We start from the raw sequence: 18,803 nt of genomic DNA, 5'->3' as shown, positions 1-18,803 counted from the left end.
CTTATGTTTGATTATGAAGTTCTTCGGTTTGTGTGGTGGATCCTTATCGGTGTATTACTGATTGGATTTGCTGTCACGGATGGCTTTGACATGGGCGTTGGCTTCCTATTACCTATCTTAGGTAAAACAGATACTGAACGCCGTATCATGATTAACGCCGTTGCACCGCACTGGGATGGTAACCAAGTTTGGTTAATCACTGCGGGTGGTGCGATGTTTGCTGCATGGCCACAAGTCTATGCTGCGTCATTCTCTGGTTTCTATATCGCCATGATTTTGGTATTAGCTGCATTGTTCTTCCGTCCGGTTGGTTTCGACTACCGTTCAAAACTGGAGAACCCAAAATGGCGTAACATGTGGGACTGGGGTCTGTTTATTGGTGGTTTCGTTCCACCATTAGTTATCGGTGTTGCGTTTGGTAACCTATTATTAGGTGTTCCACTGCAAATTGATAACCAGCAGTATCTTACTTATACAGGTAACCTGTTTGGTCTGCTGAACCCATACGGTCTGTTAGCTGGTGTAGTCGGTTTAATGATGATTGTTACCCAAGGTGCAACTTATCTGCAAATGCGTACTACGGGCGAACTGTATTTACGTGTGCGTAAAGCAACGTATATCTGTGCATTAGTCACACTGTTAGCCTTTGCTGGCGCAGGCGTTTGGTTAGTCATGGGAATTGATGGCTATGTTGTGACCTCAACACTGGATCACCATGCAGTATCAAACCCACTAAACAAAACAGTCGAAGTGGTTTCAGGAGCTTGGTTGACTAACTTCAACACTTATCCAATCCTGTGGGCTCTGCCTGCACTGGGTCTGGCACTGCCATTACTGACTATGCTGTTCAGTAAAGCAGACAAAAATGGTTGGGCGTTTGTTAGTTCTTCATTAACCATCGCTTGTATCATTTTAACTTGTGGTGTAGCAATGTTCCCATTCATCATGCCTTCAAGCATCATGCCAAATGCAAGCTTGACCATGTGGGATGCGACTTCTAGCCTGTTTACTCTGCAAGTGATGACCGTGGTTGCTATTATCTTTGTTCCAATCGTACTGGCATACACCGCATGGTGTTACTACAAAATGTTTGGTCGTCTGGACAAAAACTTCATCGAAGGCAACAAGCACTCACTGTATTAAGGAGCATAACTATGTGGTATTTCGCCTGGATCCTCGGCACGCTGTTAGCTTGTAGTTTTGCTGTGATTGCAGCACTCGCGTTAGAGCACTCTGAAGACTCTAAAGCCGCTAAAGATGGTGAGTAAGTAATATGCTGGTGGATAAAACCTATCAGCTATTGGATAAGGGGCCGATAAGGGCCCTTATCCTTATCTTAGCTTTAGTAACAGCTGGTGCTGTCATGTGGGACCCGAGCCTATTTGCAGCCAAGACCAGTTCATTTCTAATTTGGCAAGGGCTATTATTAATTTGGGCAACGTGTACGGCGATGATTTTTGGTGTGGGGTTTAAACCGCAAAAAGTTATCTTTCGTGCAATATTTCACCCATTGCCAGCAGCCATCATCCTTATTTGGGGACTTTTTCAAGTCTTTAGATAATTCTAATTGCTAATTGTGGGTCAATGGACCCATAATTATTTTTGATATCTTTACTTTCAAAGTGATTCCAAACTGACACTGTCTTGCGTATAGTGGCACCGTTAATGAATTTAACCTAAGACGGAGTGGTTGATATGTTGTTTCGCTGGCCTGTTCGCGTGTATTATGAAGATACAGATGCGGGCGGTGTGGTTTATCACGCGCGCTATTTAGCTTTTTTTGAGCGGGCAAGAACAGAAATGTTGCGAAATAAAGGGATCAACCAACAAAGTATGCTTACTGAGAACCTTGGCTTTGTTGTGCGCAGCATGACGATTGACTTTGTGAAGGGCGCTCGGTTGGATGACATGTTGGAAGTTGAGACGCAAATCGTTGAAATGAAACGCGCCTCATTAACCTTTCATCAAAGGTTAGTTGATTCGCAAGGTAACCTGCTTTGTGGGGCTAATGCCCTTATTGCTTGTGTGGACACATCAAAAATGAAGCCTACAGCGCTTCCTAAGTCTATTGTCGCGGAGTTTAAACAGTGACTGACATGAATATCCTGGATTTATTCCTAAAAGCGAGCCTATTGGTTCAGCTTATTATGTTCGTTTTGATCGGTTTTTCTATTGCATCATGGGCGATCATCATTCAAAGAACCAAAATTTTAAATGCCGCTAGCCGTGAAGCAGAGGCGTTCGAGGATAAGTTCTGGTCAGGAATCGAGCTATCGCGCTTATACAAAGAAAGCCAAGCGCGTCGCGATGAACTCAGTGGCGCAGAACAAATTTTCCACTCGGGCTTTAAAGAGTTTGTTCGTTTACATCAAGCGAATATTCATGCGCCTGATGCCGTGGTTACAGGGGCATCCCGTGCAATGCGTATTTCAATGAATCGTGAATTAGAATCCGTAGAGGCACATATCCCATTCTTAGGTACTGTCGGGTCAATTAGCCCGTATATTGGTTTATTTGGTACGGTTTGGGGGATCATGCACGCCTTTATCGCATTAGGTGCGGTTAAACAAGCGACACTGCAAATGGTTGCGCCGGGGATTGCAGAAGCCTTGATCGCAACAGCAATTGGTCTGTTTGCCGCAATTCCAGCGGTTATGGCGTATAACCGCTTAAACCAGCGTGTCAATAAGTTAGAACAAAGCTACGATAACTTTATGGAAGAATTTTTAGCCATCTTGCATCGTCAAGCCTTCTCTGCTGATAAGAAATAATACGGGGAGATAAGCGAATGGCGCGCACTAGTCGCAAACGTGAGCTGAAATCCGAAATTAACATCGTTCCATTGCTGGATGTATTGCTGGTACTTTTGCTGATTTTTATGGCAACTGCACCCATTATTTCCCAAAGCGTGGAAGTTGAATTACCGGATGCTACAGATACACAGACCGTATCATCAAGTGATAACCCACCGATTATTTTAGAAGTATCGGGAGTGGGGCAATACAATATGCGCCTTGATGGCGAGGTGTTAGAATTGCTTCCACCAGAACAGATTGCGGCTGAAGCTAAAGCTCAATTAGAGAAAAATCCCAAAGCGATTTTCTTAATTGGGGGGGCAAAAGAAGTGCCTTATGAAGAAGTGATTAAGGCATTGAACATTTTGCACAGCGCAGGGATTAAATCTGTCGGCTTGATGACTCAGCCTATCTAGGCTGGGTTGTTGTGGTTTGAATAAGTCACACATCTTTTTTTGGATACCAGAGTGGGAAAGACAAAAGAGAAAAAAGATAACTTAAACCGGTCACTTGTGATGTCAGTGGTTCTGCACGTGCTATTGATTGGTTTGATCGTTATAGGCTCTTTAGTTTCCGTCGTCAAACTTGGTGGTGGCGGAGAAGAAGGGACTGTCATCGATGCGGTGATGGTCGACCCTGGCGTGGTTGTTGAGCAATACGAAGAAATGCAAAAACAACAAAACATGGCCAGACAAGCGGCTAAAGAGCGCAAAGAGCAAGAACAGAAGCAAGATGCCGAGCTAAGGGAACAGCAAGAGAAGGAACAAAAACGCCTTCAAAAACTGGAAGAAGAGCGTATTAAAACTGAACGTGATACAGCTGAGCAGCAAAAGCAAGCTGAAGAACAACAGAAAAAAGCGTTAGACGCCGCGAAGAAAGCTAAGGAAGAGCAAAAAATAGCGGAAGAAGCGGCTGCGAAAGCAAAAGCAGAAAAAGAAAAATTAATTAAAGAGCAAGCGGCAGAAAAAGCGAAAGCCGAAGCTCAAGCGCAAAAAGAAGCTGAAGCCACTAAAGCCAAAGCAGAAAAAGAAGCCAAAGAAAAAGCGGAAAAAGAAGCCAAAGAAAAAGCGGAAAAAGAGGCAAAAGTAAAAGCCGATAAAGAAGCTAAAGCCAAAGCTGACAAAGAAGCCAAAGAAAAAGCAGACAAAGAAGCTAAAGCCAAAGCCGCTAAAGCCAAAGCAGAGGCAGCCAAAAACGCCGCATCAGTTGATGACTTACTGGGTGACTTAACTGCATCGGGGCCGAGTAAAAAAGGCGGTGAAGCCGCTGCAGGAAGTGGCGGCGGTAAAAAATCGGGTGCTTCTAATGCGGATGTTGATAGCTATGCCGGTAAAGTGAAAGCGGCAATTCAAAGTAAGTTCTATGATTCGGACACTTATCGTGGGCGGACGTGTGAGTTGCAATTGAAGCTTGCACCCGATGGATTGTTGGTGAGTATTACGCCAAAAAACAGTCCAACGAATGACGCAGCGCTCTGTGATGCGGCAATACGAGCCGCAAAGCTTGCTACGATGCCAAAACCGCCTAGCCGTGATGTCTATGATACATTTAATAAAGCAGGTAGCACTGTTGTGTTTAAACCTTGATTTTCAATAACTCAGAGCTATCTGTATTGAAAAGTTTAGGGCAATAGCATAAATAGTTTGCGTAGTATCTAGTTTTGTTATTATACCTTTGTTAAAATTCAGCGAATTATTGCGGTGGTGAATAATCCGCAGTAAGGGAGATAAGAATGAAGCAGGCTTTTAAAGTAGTTTTAGGGTTCCTAATGCTATGGGCGACAGTGGCTCAGGCTGAAATACGTATTGAGATCACTGAAGGTGTAAACTCAGCTCAACCAATTGGTGTGGTGCCTTTTAAATGGTCTGGTGCAGGCGCACCGCCACAAGAAGTTGGCCAAATCGTGGGCGCTGATTTACGTAATAGCGGGAAATTTAACCCAATTGAGCCAAGCCGTATGCCTCAACAACCAGGCACTGCATCGGAAGTGATTCCAGATGCATGGACTGCATTAGGAATTAATGCGGTGGTTGTGGGCCAAGTACAGCCAGCAGCAGACGGTAGCTTTGTGGTTAGCTATCAGTTAGTGGATGTTGCCGCTAACCCAGGTGCTGTATTATCTCAAAACCAATTTAAAGTCACAAAAGAGTGGTTACGCTATGCGGCGCACACTGCAAGTGATGAAGTCTTTGAAAAACTGACAGGCATTCGTGGTGCATTCCGTACACGTATTGCATATGTTGTTGTTAACAAAGGCGGTCAGTATCCATATGAATTACGGGTTTCTGATTACGACGGTTTCAACCAATTCACGGTTCACCGTTCACCAGAACCTCTAATGTCGCCTGCTTGGTCACCAGATGGTGAAAAACTGGCGTATGTAACTTTTGAAAGCGGTAGTTCAGCACTTGTCATTCAAACATTGTCTTCAGGAGCAGTTCGTCAGGTTGCGTCTTTCCCACGTCATAATGGGGCACCTGCATTCTCTCCGGATGGGACAAAATTGGCATTTGCACTGTCTAAAACAGGCAGCCTGAATTTATATGTTATGGACTTAGCAAGTGGGCAAATTCGTCAGGTAACCGATGGTCGCAGTAATAATACTGAGCCAAGCTGGATGCCAGATAGCCAAACTTTAGTCTATACTTCAGATCAGGCGGGGCGCCCGCAGATTTATAAAATGAATATTAATGGTGGCAGTCCGACACGTGTATCTTGGGAAGGATCACAAAATCAGGACGCTGACGTTAGCCCGGATGGTACTTTCTTAGTGATGGTCAGCTCCGGCGGCGGTCAGCAACATGTCGCCAAACAAGATCTGGCAACGAACAACGTTGAGTTTTTAACGAAAACGTTCCTAGATGAAACGCCGAGTATCGCACCTAACGGCACTATGGTAATTTATAGCTCCTCTCAAGGCTTGGGGACTATATTGCAGCTAGTTTCGACCGACGGGCGTTTCAAAGCGCGTCTTCCGGCGACTGATGGACAGGTCAAATTTCCTGCCTGGTCGCCGTATCTGTGATGCATAATAATAATGTGTGGCAAAAAATATTAAGGATCAAAACGATGCAACTGAATAAAGTGCTTAAAGGGCTGATGATCGCGTTACCAATCATGGCAGTCGCAGCTTGTAGCTCTAACAAAAACAATGACCAAGATGGCGTAGATACTTCTACTAACCAAACTAACACTGGTCTGTCTGCGGAAGAGCTGGCACGTCAGCAAATGGAACAGCTGCAACAAAACAACACTGTTTACTTTGGCTTTGACAAATACAACGTATCTCCAGAATACGCTGATATGTTAGATGCACATGCAGCATTCCTGCGTAGCAACCCATCTGTACGTGTTGTTGTTGAAGGTCATGCGGATGAGCGTGGTACTCCAGAATACAACATCGCACTGGGCGAGCGTCGTGCTAATGCAGTTAAAATGTACCTGCAAAGCAAAGGTGTTTCTGGTGACCAAGTTTCACTGGTTTCTTACGGTAAAGAAAAACCAGCTGTGTTAGGTCATACTGAAGCAGACTACGCGAAAAACCGTCGTGCAGTCATTGCATACTAATAGATAAGCGAAATTATCTATTATGAACAGTAACTTCAGACACTTACTAGTCGGTCTGTCGTTATTGGTTGGCGTAGCGGCCCCTTGGGCCGCTATTGCCCAAGCGCCAATCAACAATGTCGGATCTGGTTCTCCAGGTGACCGTCTATCCCAACTTGAGACAGCGGTATCTTCTCAAGGTCAAATTCTGTATCAAATTCAACAGCAACTCGCTGATAACCAACGTGATATCGATATGTTACGTGGTCAGATTCAAGAAAGTGAATACAAATTGAATCAAGTCATCGAACGCCAAAAAGATTTGTACATGCAATTAGACAATGCGGGTGGCGGAAATTCAGCTAACTCAGGTGATGCGCCTGATACAAGCTCAGCAAATACATCATCTTCCCCAGAGGCACCTGCTACAGCAGCAAGCTCAGGTGGCAATGAGAAAGATGATTACAATGCTGCGGTTAAGCTCGCAATGGAAAGCAAGTCAAAAGCTCAAATTGATGACGCTATCGGTGCATTACAAAGTTTTATTAAAGCCTATCCTAAGTCAGGATATCAATCTAACGCCAACTATTGGTTGGGGCAGTTAAACTACAATAAAGGTAGCAAGGACGACGCTGCATTCTACTTTGCCACTGTAGTGAAGCAATATCCAAAATCCCAAAAAAGCAGTGAAGCCTTATATAAAGTTGGGCTGATCATGCAAGACAAGGGACAAAAAGATAAAGCGAAAGCTGTTTACCAACAGGTGTTGAAACAATATCCAAACAGTGCGGGCTCTAAATTAGCTGAAAAAAAGCTAAGTGCACTTTAATATCTAGCCCCGAAGCGATATTACCGAATATTTCGGGGTTATCAGTATGATAAGTGTGCATTCAATCTTTTTTTGCAAAAAAATCATTGCACCCTCGTCAGAAATCAGTAATATAAGCCGCCGTTGATACGAGAATACGGTTAACCGAAAATCTCGCAAAACAGCAAGAAATTTAGTTTTAGATGGGTCGTTAGCTCAGTCGGTAGATTGATTGAGTTTTACAAGATGGTTGCAGGTTCAACCCGAAGGGTAAGAAACTGTGACTAGTTAGAAAAGTTTTTAAGATGGGTCGTTAGCTCAGTCGGTAGAGCAGTTGACTTTTAATCAATTGGTCGCAGGTTCGAATCCTGCACGACCCACCATCTAAAACCTGAAGTAGTAAAAAGAAGTAATTCAGCTAGGTCGTTAGCTCAGTCGGTAGATTGATTGAGTTTTACAAAATGGTTGCAGGTTCAACCCGAAGGGTAAGAGACTGTGACTAGTTAGAAAAGTTTTTAAGATGGGTCGTTAGCTCAGTCGGTAGAGCAGTTGACTTTTAATCAATTGGTCGCAGGTTCGAATCCTGCACGACCCACCATCTAAAATAGTAAAATGCAGTTAATCTCAGATGGGGCGTTAGTTCAGTCGGTAGAAAAATTGAGTTTTACAAGATGGTTGCAGGTTCAGCCCGTCAGGGTAAATCCTGCAAAATACAATTCAAGCGTTTCCAGATGGGTCGTTAGCTCAGTCGGTAGAGCAGTTGACTTTTAATCAATTGGTCGCAGGTTCGAATCCTGCACGACCCACCATCTCAATACTCAATCAAGTAAAACTCAGTCGGTTAGCAAAACCTCGACAAGCTGGTTGCAGGTTCAGGCCGAAGGCTAAATTCGTAGAATTTAAATCCTGCACGACCCACCATCTCAATACCCAATCAAGTAAAACTCAGTCGGTTAGCAAAACCTCGACAAGCTGGTTGCAGGTTCAGGCCGAAGGCTAAATTCGTAGAATTTAAATCCTGCACGACCCACCATCTCAATACTCAATCAAGTAAAACTCAGTCGGTTAGCAAAACCTCGACAAGCTGGTTGCAGGTTCAGGCCGAAGGCTAAATTCGTAGAATTTAAATCCTGCACGACCCACCATCTCAATACTCAATCAAGTAAAACTCAGTCGGTTAGCAAAACCTCGACAAGCTGGTTGCAGGTTCAGGCCGAAGGCTAAATTCGTAGAATTTAAATCCTGCACGACCCACCATCTCAATACTCAATCAAGTAAAACTCAGTCGGTTAGCAAAACCTCGACAAGCTGGTTGCAGGTTCAGGCCGAAGGCTAAATTCGTAGAATTTAAATCCTGCACGACCCACCATCTCAATACCCAATCAAGTAAAACTCAGTCGGTTAGCAAAACCTCGACAAGCTGGTTGCAGGTTCAAAAAACAGCATTCCCTTGCTGCTCATTATTCAAAAATTACAACCTTTCAGGTAGTAGCTCGTTGTCCTGTAAAAAACCAACCGCTAAATCTTGCATTTTCTCAGCCAAATTGTGCATATCGTCATAACCTTGTAGGTTAGCGAGATCGGTACTGACTTCGGCAAAACACTGCATTAAACACCGCAATGACAACGCCGCTTTCTCCGCTGTGCTACAATTGAAAATGGTTTCTAACGCTTGAACATACTTTAACGGCATCCACTCATGGTATTTGCGGCCTTTATACCAAACATGGCCACCTTGAAGGGAAATAAGACTTTCAATAAGCGTCAGAAAATACTGCTTCATATCTGCGCTTCGTGACCATGCTACCCATAATTCATTGCGGGTTAATGCAATCGCTACTTGATGGGCCTCATGCCAAAAATCGGTAACAATCTCGGCAAATTCAGAAGTGCTTAAAGGTGTAGGTAGCAGCGATGTTGAATTGGCATCCTCTGGCAGACCATCGGTGATCCCTGTTTTATCTAATAAAACAGCAAAGCCCCGTGAGAATGTGGCGTCTAGCCCTTCTCGTTCCATTTTTTCTAGACGTTCAGGCTCCGCAAAAGTGAAATCCACTTTGCGACCTTCTTCATAAATTACCAAACAAGTGGGCCAATCTGGCGCATCATCTTCTAAGTTAAGTAAATGAAGCGCAGCTAAGGGGGTTCCAAAGTTATCAATCCAATGCTTTTGTTGGAAGAGTTCGGTGACGCCAGGACCGATTAATTCAATATCAATATCAGAATAACTGTCGATATCTTGCTCACGACCACGTGAACCGGTTAATACCACGGCTTCAATTCTCGGGTCGAGTAGTGAAATAGAAATTATTTTATTTATTAACGATGCAGGTGATTCCATAACTGACCTATTCAATATAACAGGAAGCGCTAAGATACCGATAAAGTGTCGCAAAAGCGAAGTTTCAAGCGTAAAAAGAGTAGTAAAGCGAAAAGAATGTCTGAAAATACGGCTCAATAAGTAAAATGGGTGAAGACTTATTAAGCAAAGTGGAGTATCTTGTTTAGTATATAAAACAAAAGTTGCTTTATTTTGCGATTATAAACTTAATTTAAGCCAAAAAATCGCTTTATGCTAAACAGAGGCAAGAGATGAGCGTGTTTATCGATTTTGAACAGTCAGTTTACCCATTTCCACCAAAACCTGCGATATTAAGCTCGGATGAAAAAGCGTTTTATCGTGCGCAGATTAAATCACTGCTGATTGAAAAAAATGCCGTTATGGTTGCACATTACTATACCGACCCTGAAATTCAAGCGCTGGCAGAAGAAACTGGAGGGTGCGTCGCAGACTCACTCGAAATGGCGCGTTTTGGTGCCAAACATTCAGCATCAACATTGGTCGTTGCTGGGGTGAAATTTATGGGCGAAACGGCCAAAATACTTAGCCCAGAAAAAAACGTCCTGATGCCAACATTGGACGCACAATGCTCTCTTGACCTCGGTTGTCCAGAAGACGAATTTATTCGTTTTTGCGATAAGCATCCAGATAGAACGGTTGTGGTGTATGCCAATACATCCGCGGCAGTAAAAGCACGAGCTGATTGGGTCGTCACATCCAGCATTGCCGTTGAATTAATCGAGCACCTTGATAGCCTTGGTGAGAAAATTATTTGGGCCCCTGATCGCCATCTTGGGCGCTATGTACAGCAACAAACTGGCGCAGATATTTTGTGTTGGGAAGGGGCATGTATTGTGCATGATGAGTTTAAAACGCAGTCTTTAGAAAAAATGAAAGCACTTTACCCTGAGGCTGCAGTGTTGGTTCATCCTGAATCCCCTCAAGCCATTGTCGAGCTTGCCGATGCCGTGGGTTCCACAAGCCAATTAATTAAAGCAGCGCAGAGTTTGCCTAATCCATCCATGATAGTGGCAACGGATAAAGGTATTTTCTATAAAATGCAGCAAGCGTGTCCAGAAAAGGCCTTATATATTGCACCAACAGCAGGGGAAGGTGCGACATGTCGAACTTGTGCCCATTGCCCTTGGATGGCGATGAACGGCTTAAAAGCGATTGCAGAGGCATTAGAAGGGAATTCTCAGAATCATCAAATTCATGTCAGTGATGATTTACGTAAAAAAGCGTTATTACCACTAAATAAAATGCTAGATTTTGCACAGAGTCTAAAATAAAAATAACCGTGTTATTAAATGAAGTACTGAGCAATACAATATTGACTAACATTTAAAAGGGTTTCGGGATGGATTTCTTTAGTACAGCCAATACATTAGTGCAGATCCCGCTTTGGGGTTCAGTGTATGATTTATCGTATATTGAGGCCGTAGGGACAATCGCGGGTTTGCTTTGCATTTTATTGGCAAGCTTAGAAAAAACGATTAATTATCTGTTTGGTTTAATCAACGTTTCTCTGTTTGCTGTTATTTTCTTTCAGATTCAATTGTATGCGAACTTACTTTTACAGATATTTTTCTTTGTTGCTAATATCTATGGTTGGTATGCATGGAGCCGTGTGACCAGCTCTCAACAAGCGGAATTAAAAATTCGCTGGTTAAGTTTACCGAAAGCCTCTGTCACGCTAGTCATTTCCGTATTAGCGGTACTCTATCTTACTTTTAACATTGATGCGGTATTTGGCGTTCTTGCGACTTGGGCTGTTGAAATGTTGAATCTGTTTGGTACCAATTTAGCGATGCCAACTATAGAGCCTGATGCATTCCCATTCTGGGATTCCGCCATGACTATCCTTTCTGTGGTTGCGATGATTTTAATGACGCGCAAATACGTTGAAAACTGGCTGCTTTGGGTGATCATCAATGTGATAAGCATTGTGATTTTCTTTATCCAAGGGGTATATGCAATGTCGTTGGAATATCTCATTTTGCTGGGTATCGCCTTAAACGGCTCCCGACTTTGGATAAAATCAGCAAAAGAGAATGGCTCAGCGCCTTTGTCTCGCCCATAGATTGAAAAAAAACAGAAAACGGCTAAAGTAACATCCTCGTTATTTAGCCGTTTTACTTATTTTTAACACTGCAAAATGTGAATTTAGCCTATTTATTGTGCTGAATATCTCTATTTCACCTCATTTTATAATCAGCCGTGAATAAATCCTTTGTTTCTGCGTGCGTTTGGCTGTTTACAGATGTTCGCTGAACGGTTAGATTAAAAATTCGATGCCTCAGTTATCAATTCATTTTTTAAGTGCAGTGAGGGAACTCACAGGTGATTTTTGTGCGCTAACTTGAGATAAAAAAGGTATGCAAATCAACAACAGTAAAAAATAATAAACATTGGATATACAGGTATGAACTATCAGAACGATGACGTCAGAATAAAACAAATAAAAGAATTATTACCCCCTATTGCTCTGCTTGAAAAATTTCCAGCAACCGATAAAGCTGCGTTTACCGTTCATGAAGCACGCCTTGCTATTCATAATATTTTAGCGGGTAAAGATGACCGCCTTGTAGTGGTGATTGGCCCATGCTCGATTCATGACACCAAAGCCGCCCTTGAATATGCAGAACGTTTAGCTCCGCTACGTGAAGAGTTAAAAGATTCGTTAGAAATCGTCATGCGAGTCTATTTTGAAAAGCCACGTACAACTGTTGGTTGGAAAGGCTTAATTAATGACCCTCGTATGGATCATAGCTTTGATATCAATGAAGGTTTACGTATTGCTCGTGAATTGTTATTAACGATTAATAACCAAGGCTTACCAACAGCGGGTGAGTTTTTGGATGTGATTAGCCCACAATATGTTGCGGACTTAATGAGTTGGGGGGCAATTGGCGCCCGTACCACTGAGTCACAAATTCACCGTGAGCTCGCTTCAGGACTGTCTTGTCCTGTAGGTTTTAAAAATGGGACAGATGGTACGATTAAAATTGCCATTGATGCGATTAACTCTGCGCGTTCTGCTCACTGTTTCTTGTCTGTGACTAAATGGGGGCATTCTGCCATCGTCAACACAGGCGGTAACCCTGATTGCCATATTATCTTACGTGGTGGTAAGGAACCAAATTACAGTGCGAAACACGTGAAAGAAGTGCGTGAAGGTTTAGAGAAAGCAGGCTTAGTGCCAAGCATTATGATTGATTTTAGCCATGCCAACAGCTGTAAAAAATTCGAAAAACAGATGGAAGTGGCGACAGATGTTAGCGAACAAATTAGCAATGGTGACCGCTCAATTACGGGTATTATGATTGAAAGTAACTTGGTTGAAGGTAACCAAAACTTAGAATCAGGCGAACCATTAGTGTACGGTAAAAGTGTCACTGATGCGTGCATTGGCTGGGCAGATACTGAAAAAGTATTACGCCAATTATCCGATGCAGTGATTGCTCGTCGCAATAAATAAGCTATTTTCTAAAATAAAAAAACCTATTCATTTATGGATGGGTTTTTTATTGTTCTTTTATCTATAAATTAAACTTCTTAGTTAACTTAATTATAATTACTATTTATTTTATCGTGATTAAATATGTGAAAAGTAAATTTGTTATTATCTTTTTAGTGCGGTATTTTTATTTTTGAAAAAAGGTGATGTAATATTAAAAGGAATTTAATATGATACATAATGTAAATATGCGTACTAATTATAAGATAGGTATTTTAGATAACACATTAAAACTTAAAGAGGATTTGACTGATTTAATTAATCTATATGGGGTTTATGTAAGGGAAATTGAAAAGTCAAATAGTGATATTCTTAATTTGACCGAACACTCTCTCCATGATGATGCAATGATTTCTTATGAAACTTTGGTTTTTATTTTAAAGTATCAAAGTAAATTAAATGTTTTCTTACACAATGTAAAAAATGATATGGAGAAATTAAAGGATTTATCACTTCAAGTTGATTCTTATCATAATTCCTCAGGAAATACTTCAGTAATTGAATCATATATTGTAGATAATTTTAATGAATTGAGAGACTCTTTAAAATACCCACCTACAGTGACTTGGCGAGAACGTAATAGATTCAGAGAATTAGATCCTAGTATTGTTGAAATAATTGAATCTGTAGATAAACAAGGAGTAAACGTAAAGAGTAAAATCTATAGCATTAATGAAACACTAAATATTTTATACAATAGTATAGATTTCTATATTAAAAATGGCATGACTGATATATGGGTTAGCCATGATTATATTAGTGCCTTCAAATATAATGAAGATGAAATGGAAAGGATTGATGAGTGTATATCAAAAATAGAGGGTGATATAAAAAGTGGAATATTGAAAGATTACGAAATTAACGATGCGAATCTATGGATTGAATCTTTTAGAGAGAATAAAGGATATCTTCTTGAAGAAAATAAAAAAATAGAAGTTTATTTTGAGAAGTTAGGGGTTAGGAAAGATGATTTGCACATTGATTATGGCATCTTTGAATTAACCCAAAATGATATTTCAGGGCAATTAACGGTGTCAATCGCAAACTTTAAGATTTGGGATACCGATTCTATAATGAGTGCAGCAAATAAAGTCGGGCTTATACAATCTCGATACACATTAGTCATGCCGGAAGCTAACTAGTCTGGTATCAGATTGGGTTTAAAATTGAAAGCATACACATACATCCAATTCTTCAGACTGATAAAAATAAAATAGGTTAGTTCTGAAGTGCTATTTTTAAATCAACAAAAATAGGTGGCATAATTCGGTAATTATTTCACCCCGATCAGTTTAGTGACTGGTCGGGGTTATTAGCAAAATTATTTTGGAATATGGTTTAGAAAAGCCTCAAGCTTCTCTTTCTCTTCTGGAGTCGCATTTGCGGGAGTTGCCGTTAATTGCAAAACACTTTCAGGCGTCTGAACGTCAAAGAACACTTTCCCTTTCTCACCTTTCACATAAGTGACATCTTTTAGTGGAATGCGGTAGCAATGCGCAAAAATATTTGGGCGAATATAAAACTGGGCATCTTTAACGGCTAAATAGAGGTTATCACCGGCTTTTTTACCAAAGTAACCAAGGAAAATGGTTAGGACAAACAAAAACATGCCTAAACTTTGGCTCAGTAAAATAAAGGCAATACTGATAATACCAAGGGAAATCACGACAATGCGGTTATTGCGTTTATTAAATTCAATTTTTTGTGTAAAACCGATATTGAGGCTAGTATCAAACGGCTCTAATTGGCGATAACGCCAGCGAGTAGCCGAAAAAATCATTCCCATAGCAAATACAATGGTAATTGGCATCAATGCAACGCTACTGATAATTGCTAAAGCTATAGAAAGTTTAGGCTTATAGGCCAGCACCATCATGCTCACAATTTGAATTGGGAAGCTGACACAAGCAATGATCATTAGGGTTTTCATGAGTTCATGATTAGCCGCGCCATTTGAGCCATCAATAACCAATTCTCCTGCATTGATCATATACAGAAGCGAACCCAAAATACTGGCGCTGAGTACAAGGCCAACCCAGACATAGATATTAAATTTATTCATTTCGCTGTTTTATCAACCTTTCAAAAAATTTTCCCTATAATAGTTGGTTATCCTAAATACTTACACCTTGAGTTAAGCTTTTTTAAGCAAAAACAGAAAAATAGTGATAAAAAAAGGGCTAAGCTTTCGCTTAACCCCTTATCGGCAAAATAGAGTGAATACTTACTTCGCTTTACCTTGGTTCGCTACCGCCGCTTGTTTTGCCGCGATTTCGTCTTGGTTACCTAAGTAGTAACGTTTGATTGGTTTCATGTTCTCATCGAATTCATAAACCATCGGTACCGCAGTTGGGATATTCAGGTTCAGAATTTCATCTTCGCCCATGTTATCCAAGTATTTCACTAGCGCACGCAGTGAGTTACCGTGTGCAGCAATGATGACTTTCTCACCGCTTGCAACACGTGGTTTAATCACTTCTTCCCAATAAGGAACAACACGGTCAATAGTGGTTGCTAAGCTTTCAGTCACAGGTAATTCGCTTTCTGACAATTTTGCATAGCGTGGGTCGTGACCTGGGTAACGCTCATCATCTTTAGTCAGATCTGGTGGGGTGATTGCGAAACCACGACGCCACAATTTAACTTGCTCGTCACCGTATTTTGCCGCAGTTTCTGATTTATCTAAGCCTTGCAGGGCACCGTAGTGGCGCTCATTCAGTTTCCAGCTTTTTTCAACTGGCAGCCATTGCTGTTCAACTTGATCAAGAATGTTCCACAGGGTGTGAATAGCACGTTTTAGAACAGAAGTGTATGCAAAATCAAAGACAAAGCCTTCATCTTTCAGTAATTGGCCCGCAACTTTTGCTTCTTCGCGGCCTTTATCCGATAACTCAACATCCGTCCAACCTGTGAAGCGGTTTTCTTTGTTCCACTCACTTTCACCGTGTCTTACTAAAACCAGTTTAGTTACAGCCATAGCTAAAACTCCTATCAGTACATTCTAATTAGAAATGAATTGTTGCTGACCTACATTATAGGGATAGTCAACTTGAACGCTAGTGGCAACTTGCGTTTTCTCCCTATCGATGTGAAAAACAAATTTTACACCCTGAGTGTGATTTGTTTTCTAGGTTGATAAACTTTTTCGATACACTAAATTTAACTCGAATTGAATCGATACAGCAAGCGATAAAATCACTGTTTACACATTCTCATGACTGATATCAAGCAAAGCACCTCGCTGTTTAAAGAAAGTGGTCAGCAACCCACTGATTTTACGAATGACTAAGAATTGCCGTTTTTGCCAGCTTAAATTGGGTGTCATGTTTAGGAAAAATTTTCAATGATGTAAGGTTAGTGGCTTGCTAAAGTGCTGAAATTAGCATGATGTGCTTAATAAGTGACCAGTTCAATGGCATCATTATTGCTTCCATACATATTCAAAGCTTATTGCCAAAATAATTGAAATGACGGTTCATAGAAAATAATTATCCTGACTTATCTTAAATTGCTTACTGTTATAGTTTAACATTTCACGGTAATTCCCTTATTAAAGGCAGTTAATGGAAACGTGTTTTATATAAAATTATATGAAATTAAGATTTATTGAATCAATATAAATTTCTGGATTAATTACACTGATTATTTTTGAATATTTAGTTTGTTATTCTGATTTTTATTTTAATAAAAAATTTTTTAAAATAAAAAATATAGTTTATATTATTGCTAAGTGCTTATTAATCAATTTTTTATTGGCAATCAAAAAAATAAAAAATACTTTTTTAGATTAAATATCAATCCAATTTAATAAATGAGGGTGGAATCACAGTAATTCTTTATTTTATAAGTTTAGAATGATGCTAATTTCTAAAGGGGAACATGATGACTTTGCATTTTGCTTCATTTTTTAAAGCCTGCTTTTTAATTTTGCTTTCGTGTGATGGCAGAGTTAAGGCTTTATTGAGCAAAATTTGCTGGTTCGTTCCGGTGTCCTCTTTAGAAAAAGATGAATCAGAGCAGGTTGATCAATTTGAAAATGATTTTTCTGTCAATTGGTCGCAGTTATGGTTAAGTGCACAGAAGCTTTATACCGCTGTATTTGATAGTGAACCGAGTAAATTAGAAAGAAAATCTTGCGCTAAACCAATGATAGCATTAAGTATTATCAAACGTTATGAGTTATTGTTTTTATTCCTTATTTCGAGTTTACGTCACTTGATGACTTGTCGTCACTCTAGTGGTGCGCCTGGAAATATGGCTCACTTTTTTTATTGCCTTTTAAAAGCACAATGCGCGTTTTCGCCATTGTGCTTTTTTTATTACCTGAATTAAATTCTTAAGGAGTTTTTATGTTTATTGTCTGTGTCGCAGCTTGCCCTACCGGTGTCGCTCATACCTATATGGCTGCAGAATCGTTAGATATTGTTGGAAAAAAACGAGGCCACGAAATTAAAGTTGAGACACAAGGAAGCATGGGGATTGAAAATGAAATTACGAGCGAGGACTTAGCACGCGCAGACGCAGTTATTTTAGCCGCAGATGTTGCAGTAATTAATAAGGAACGATTTGATGGAATGATTAAGCTTGAATGCAGTGTTGCAGACCCGATTAAGTATGGTGATGCAATTATTGATGCAATTGAGGAGGAAATGAAGAATGGGGCAGTTTAGTGGTGGGTCTAAATTAGGCGTTGGTACGGAAATTAAAAATGCCATTATGACGGGTGTATCATGGATGCTGCCATTTGTTATTTCTGGTGCAGTGATAATGGGGATATCGCGCATTGGTGCATCTCTCTATGGTATTGATAATATTTGGGATGCTAGTCATCTTGAAGCGACAAATGTTATGGTGCAAATGTTGCACAAATTTGATGGGTTCGGTGGATTAGCCTTATCTCTCATGTTACCCATTGTTGCAGGGTATATTAGCTTTGCTATTGCAAATAAGCCCGGATTAGCGCCGGGGATGGTTGGCGGTTTATTGGCTAGCAATTTAGGGACGGGGTTTTTAGGTGCGTTGGCTGCTGGATTTATTGCAGGTTATATCGTTCGCCTGCTAGCCAAATACACCAAATTACCCAAATCGCTTGCGTCCGCAGGGCCTATCTTTATTTTGCCCGTCGGCGGTACACTACTAACCTGCATTATTATGGCATTTGTGATAGGCGCTCCATTAGCAGCACTCAATCATGGCATGGAGCAATGGCTTCTATCTATGTCGGGTTCAAATAAGGTTATTTTAGCCGCAGTGATCGGTGCGATGGTCGGTTTTGACCTTGGTGGCCCCGTTAATAAAGCAGCGGTAACGACTGCAATGGCATTATTAGCATCAGAAATTTATGAGCCAAATACGGCAGCACAGGTTGCAATTATTATTCCACCGATTGGTATTGGTCTAGCTACGCTTATTTGGGCTAAGCGTTTCCCTGAGTCTTTACGAGAGGCGGGGAAAGCCTCAACACTTATGGGACTCATTGGTGTTTCAGAAGGCGCAATACCTTTTGCATTAGCAAATCCCAAAATCATTATTATCAATATTATTGGTGCGGCAACGGGAGCTGCGATGGCTGTGGGATTAGGGGCAATAAATCATGCTCCAATTTCGGGTTTTTATGGGTGGTTAGCCGTAGATAAGTGGCCAATATATATATTATCTGTAGCTGTTGGCTCTGCAATTATCACCATTGGTTCTTTATTAATATTTCGTGGAAATGAAACGATAGAAACTAAAAAATCAGAAGCGCCTGCGCCTAAATTTAAAGTCGGACGTTAGCTGAGTATTTATATTCTT

At 40.9% G+C, this 18,803-nt stretch carries 21 protein-coding genes and 3 tRNA genes; 20 read left to right on the top strand and 4 right to left on the bottom strand.

The window, feature by feature from the left end; genetic code table 11:
* Positions 1 to 3: 3 nt before the first annotated feature.
* From cydB to J6836_RS11960, 13 genes are all read left to right on the top strand, one after another.
* Positions 4 to 1,143, top strand: coding sequence for a cytochrome d ubiquinol oxidase subunit II (cydB, locus tag J6836_RS12020; protein WP_219244296.1), 1,140 nt, complete (start codon positions 4 to 6; stop codon positions 1,141 to 1,143).
* An 11-nt stretch (positions 1,144 to 1,154) separates the two neighbouring features.
* Positions 1,155 to 1,268 carry a cytochrome bd-I oxidase subunit CydX gene (gene cydX, locus J6836_RS12015; RefSeq protein ID WP_004909083.1) on the top strand — a complete coding sequence of 38 codons (114 nt, stop codon included), beginning with the start codon at positions 1,155 to 1,157 and terminating at the stop codon, positions 1,266 to 1,268.
* Positions 1,269 to 1,273: 5 nt separating this feature from the next.
* On the top strand, positions 1,274 to 1,561 hold the full coding sequence (ybgE, locus tag J6836_RS12010) for a cyd operon protein YbgE (protein ID WP_219244295.1): 288 nt from the start codon (positions 1,274 to 1,276) through the stop codon (positions 1,559 to 1,561).
* Positions 1,562 to 1,686: 125 nt separating this feature from the next.
* Complete coding sequence (ybgC, locus tag J6836_RS12005) at positions 1,687 to 2,091, top strand: tol-pal system-associated acyl-CoA thioesterase (RefSeq protein WP_219244294.1); 405 nt, start codon at positions 1,687 to 1,689, stop codon at positions 2,089 to 2,091.
* Entirely contained in the window at positions 2,088 to 2,771 is a 684-nt protein-coding gene (gene tolQ, locus J6836_RS12000) for a Tol-Pal system protein TolQ (protein WP_206085308.1), read from the top strand. Before ybgC ends, tolQ begins: the two co-directional genes overlap by 4 nt.
* A 17-nt stretch (positions 2,772 to 2,788) precedes the next feature.
* Positions 2,789 to 3,211 carry a colicin uptake protein TolR gene (tolR, locus tag J6836_RS11995; protein ID WP_219244293.1) on the top strand — a complete coding sequence of 141 codons (423 nt, stop codon included), beginning with the start codon at positions 2,789 to 2,791 and terminating at the stop codon, positions 3,209 to 3,211.
* 51 nt (positions 3,212 to 3,262) lie between these two features.
* Positions 3,263 to 4,381 (top strand): cell envelope integrity protein TolA, encoded by a 1,119-nt coding sequence (gene tolA / locus J6836_RS11990; protein ID WP_219244292.1) that lies wholly within the window; start codon positions 3,263 to 3,265, stop codon positions 4,379 to 4,381.
* A 146-nt stretch (positions 4,382 to 4,527) separates the two neighbouring features.
* Positions 4,528 to 5,820, top strand: coding sequence for a Tol-Pal system beta propeller repeat protein TolB (gene tolB, locus J6836_RS11985; protein ID WP_219244291.1), 1,293 nt, complete (start codon positions 4,528 to 4,530; stop codon positions 5,818 to 5,820).
* Between the two features lie 44 nt (positions 5,821 to 5,864).
* Positions 5,865 to 6,362 (top strand): peptidoglycan-associated lipoprotein Pal, encoded by a 498-nt coding sequence (pal, locus tag J6836_RS11980; protein ID WP_047756402.1) that lies wholly within the window; start codon positions 5,865 to 5,867, stop codon positions 6,360 to 6,362.
* 22 nt (positions 6,363 to 6,384) lie between these two features.
* Entirely contained in the window at positions 6,385 to 7,170 is a 786-nt protein-coding gene (gene cpoB / locus J6836_RS11975; protein WP_219244290.1) for a cell division protein CpoB, read from the top strand.
* A 286-nt stretch (positions 7,171 to 7,456) separates the two neighbouring features.
* Positions 7,457 to 7,532 (top strand) — tRNA-Lys (locus J6836_RS11970).
* Between the two features lie 139 nt (positions 7,533 to 7,671).
* Positions 7,672 to 7,747: transfer RNA gene (locus tag J6836_RS11965), tRNA-Lys, on the top strand.
* 135 nt (positions 7,748 to 7,882) lie between these two features.
* A tRNA-Lys gene (locus J6836_RS11960) sits at positions 7,883 to 7,958 on the top strand.
* A 662-nt stretch (positions 7,959 to 8,620) separates the two neighbouring features.
* Here the strand turns inward: J6836_RS11960 and J6836_RS11955 are convergent.
* The gene (locus J6836_RS11955) at positions 8,621 to 9,490 is read right to left on the bottom strand and encodes an aminoglycoside 6-adenylyltransferase (protein ID WP_219244289.1); all 870 of its coding nucleotides are present in this window, start codon (positions 9,488 to 9,490) and stop codon (positions 8,621 to 8,623) included.
* A gap of 251 nt (positions 9,491 to 9,741) precedes the next feature.
* On the opposite strand from J6836_RS11955, the gene nadA reads away from it, so the two are divergent.
* From nadA to J6836_RS11935, 4 genes are all read left to right on the top strand, one after another.
* Entirely contained in the window at positions 9,742 to 10,782 is a 1,041-nt protein-coding gene (gene nadA, locus J6836_RS11950) for a quinolinate synthase NadA (RefSeq protein ID WP_219244288.1), read from the top strand.
* Positions 10,783 to 10,850: 68 nt separating this feature from the next.
* Positions 10,851 to 11,573: a nicotinamide riboside transporter PnuC gene (gene pnuC, locus J6836_RS11945; protein WP_219244287.1), complete on the top strand. Its 723-nt coding sequence runs from the start codon at positions 10,851 to 10,853 to the stop codon at positions 11,571 to 11,573.
* 342 nt (positions 11,574 to 11,915) lie between these two features.
* Positions 11,916 to 12,971, top strand: a complete 1,056-nt coding sequence (gene aroG, locus J6836_RS11940; RefSeq protein WP_219244286.1) for a 3-deoxy-7-phosphoheptulonate synthase AroG — start codon at positions 11,916 to 11,918, stop codon at positions 12,969 to 12,971.
* A gap of 209 nt (positions 12,972 to 13,180) precedes the next feature.
* The gene (locus tag J6836_RS11935; RefSeq protein WP_219244285.1) at positions 13,181 to 14,152 is read left to right on the top strand and encodes a hypothetical protein; all 972 of its coding nucleotides are present in this window, start codon (positions 13,181 to 13,183) and stop codon (positions 14,150 to 14,152) included.
* 179 nt (positions 14,153 to 14,331) lie between these two features.
* Here J6836_RS11935 and J6836_RS11930 read toward each other — a convergent pair whose 3' ends face one another.
* The 3 genes from J6836_RS11930 to J6836_RS22770 form a co-directional block, all read right to left on the bottom strand.
* Entirely contained in the window at positions 14,332 to 15,072 is a 741-nt protein-coding gene (locus J6836_RS11930) for a hypothetical protein (RefSeq protein WP_219244284.1), read from the bottom strand.
* A 162-nt stretch (positions 15,073 to 15,234) separates the two neighbouring features.
* Positions 15,235 to 15,987: a 2,3-diphosphoglycerate-dependent phosphoglycerate mutase gene (gpmA, locus tag J6836_RS11925; RefSeq protein ID WP_206085318.1), complete on the bottom strand. Its 753-nt coding sequence runs from the start codon at positions 15,985 to 15,987 to the stop codon at positions 15,235 to 15,237.
* Between the two features lie 225 nt (positions 15,988 to 16,212).
* On the bottom strand, positions 16,213 to 16,335 hold the full coding sequence (locus J6836_RS22770) for a hypothetical protein (RefSeq protein WP_255586220.1): 123 nt from the start codon (positions 16,333 to 16,335) through the stop codon (positions 16,213 to 16,215).
* Between the two features lie 662 nt (positions 16,336 to 16,997).
* Here J6836_RS22770 and J6836_RS11920 point away from each other — a divergent pair.
* Genes J6836_RS11920 through J6836_RS11910 form a run of 3 tightly spaced genes read left to right on the top strand, consistent with a single transcriptional unit; the run spans position 16,998 to position 18,785 of the window.
* Positions 16,998 to 17,342, top strand: a complete 345-nt coding sequence (locus J6836_RS11920; protein ID WP_255586219.1) for a hypothetical protein — start codon at positions 16,998 to 17,000, stop codon at positions 17,340 to 17,342.
* A 17-nt stretch (positions 17,343 to 17,359) separates the two neighbouring features.
* Positions 17,360 to 17,680: a PTS fructose transporter subunit IIB gene (locus J6836_RS11915; RefSeq protein ID WP_219244283.1), complete on the top strand. Its 321-nt coding sequence runs from the start codon at positions 17,360 to 17,362 to the stop codon at positions 17,678 to 17,680.
* Positions 17,667 to 18,785, top strand: coding sequence for a PTS fructose transporter subunit IIC (locus J6836_RS11910; RefSeq protein ID WP_219244282.1), 1,119 nt, complete (start codon positions 17,667 to 17,669; stop codon positions 18,783 to 18,785). Before J6836_RS11915 ends, J6836_RS11910 begins: the two co-directional genes overlap by 14 nt.
* Positions 18,786 to 18,803 lie beyond the last annotated feature (18 nt).

Origin of the sequence: Providencia sp. R33, assembly GCF_019343475.1 — a bacterium.
GTDB lineage: Bacteria > Pseudomonadota > Gammaproteobacteria > Enterobacterales > Enterobacteriaceae > Providencia.
Note: the sequence above shows the minus strand (reverse complement) of the source record. Positions and strands in the feature narration are given on the sequence as shown.

Excerpts from the sequence above, each read along its gene's own strand:
- tolB (WP_219244291.1), top strand. The coding sequence starts at position 4,528 with ATGAAGCAGGCTTTTAAAGTAGTTTTAGGGTTCCTAATGCTATGGGCG.
- J6836_RS11915 (WP_219244283.1), top strand. The coding sequence starts at position 17,360 with ATGTTTATTGTCTGTGTCGCAGCTTGCCCTACCGGTGTCGCTCATACC.
- cpoB (WP_219244290.1), top strand. The coding sequence starts at position 6,385 with ATGAACAGTAACTTCAGACACTTACTAGTCGGTCTGTCGTTATTGGTT.
- ybgE (WP_219244295.1), top strand. The coding sequence starts at position 1,274 with ATGCTGGTGGATAAAACCTATCAGCTATTGGATAAGGGGCCGATAAGG.
- tolR (WP_219244293.1), top strand. The coding sequence starts at position 2,789 with ATGGCGCGCACTAGTCGCAAACGTGAGCTGAAATCCGAAATTAACATC.
- J6836_RS11910 (WP_219244282.1), top strand. The coding sequence starts at position 17,667 with ATGGGGCAGTTTAGTGGTGGGTCTAAATTAGGCGTTGGTACGGAAATT.
- J6836_RS11935 (WP_219244285.1), top strand. The coding sequence starts at position 13,181 with ATGATACATAATGTAAATATGCGTACTAATTATAAGATAGGTATTTTA.
- J6836_RS22770 (WP_255586220.1), bottom strand. The coding sequence starts at position 16,335 with ATGACACCCAATTTAAGCTGGCAAAAACGGCAATTCTTAGTCATTCGT.
- J6836_RS11955 (WP_219244289.1), bottom strand. The coding sequence starts at position 9,490 with ATGGAATCACCTGCATCGTTAATAAATAAAATAATTTCTATTTCACTA.
- nadA (WP_219244288.1), top strand. The coding sequence starts at position 9,742 with ATGAGCGTGTTTATCGATTTTGAACAGTCAGTTTACCCATTTCCACCA.
- cydX (WP_004909083.1), top strand. The coding sequence starts at position 1,155 with ATGTGGTATTTCGCCTGGATCCTCGGCACGCTGTTAGCTTGTAGTTTT.
- gpmA (WP_206085318.1), bottom strand. The coding sequence starts at position 15,987 with ATGGCTGTAACTAAACTGGTTTTAGTAAGACACGGTGAAAGTGAGTGG.
- pal (WP_047756402.1), top strand. The coding sequence starts at position 5,865 with ATGCAACTGAATAAAGTGCTTAAAGGGCTGATGATCGCGTTACCAATC.
- pnuC (WP_219244287.1), top strand. The coding sequence starts at position 10,851 with ATGGATTTCTTTAGTACAGCCAATACATTAGTGCAGATCCCGCTTTGG.
- aroG (WP_219244286.1), top strand. The coding sequence starts at position 11,916 with ATGAACTATCAGAACGATGACGTCAGAATAAAACAAATAAAAGAATTA.
- J6836_RS11930 (WP_219244284.1), bottom strand. The coding sequence starts at position 15,072 with ATGAATAAATTTAATATCTATGTCTGGGTTGGCCTTGTACTCAGCGCC.
- cydB (WP_219244296.1), top strand. The coding sequence starts at position 4 with ATGTTTGATTATGAAGTTCTTCGGTTTGTGTGGTGGATCCTTATCGGT.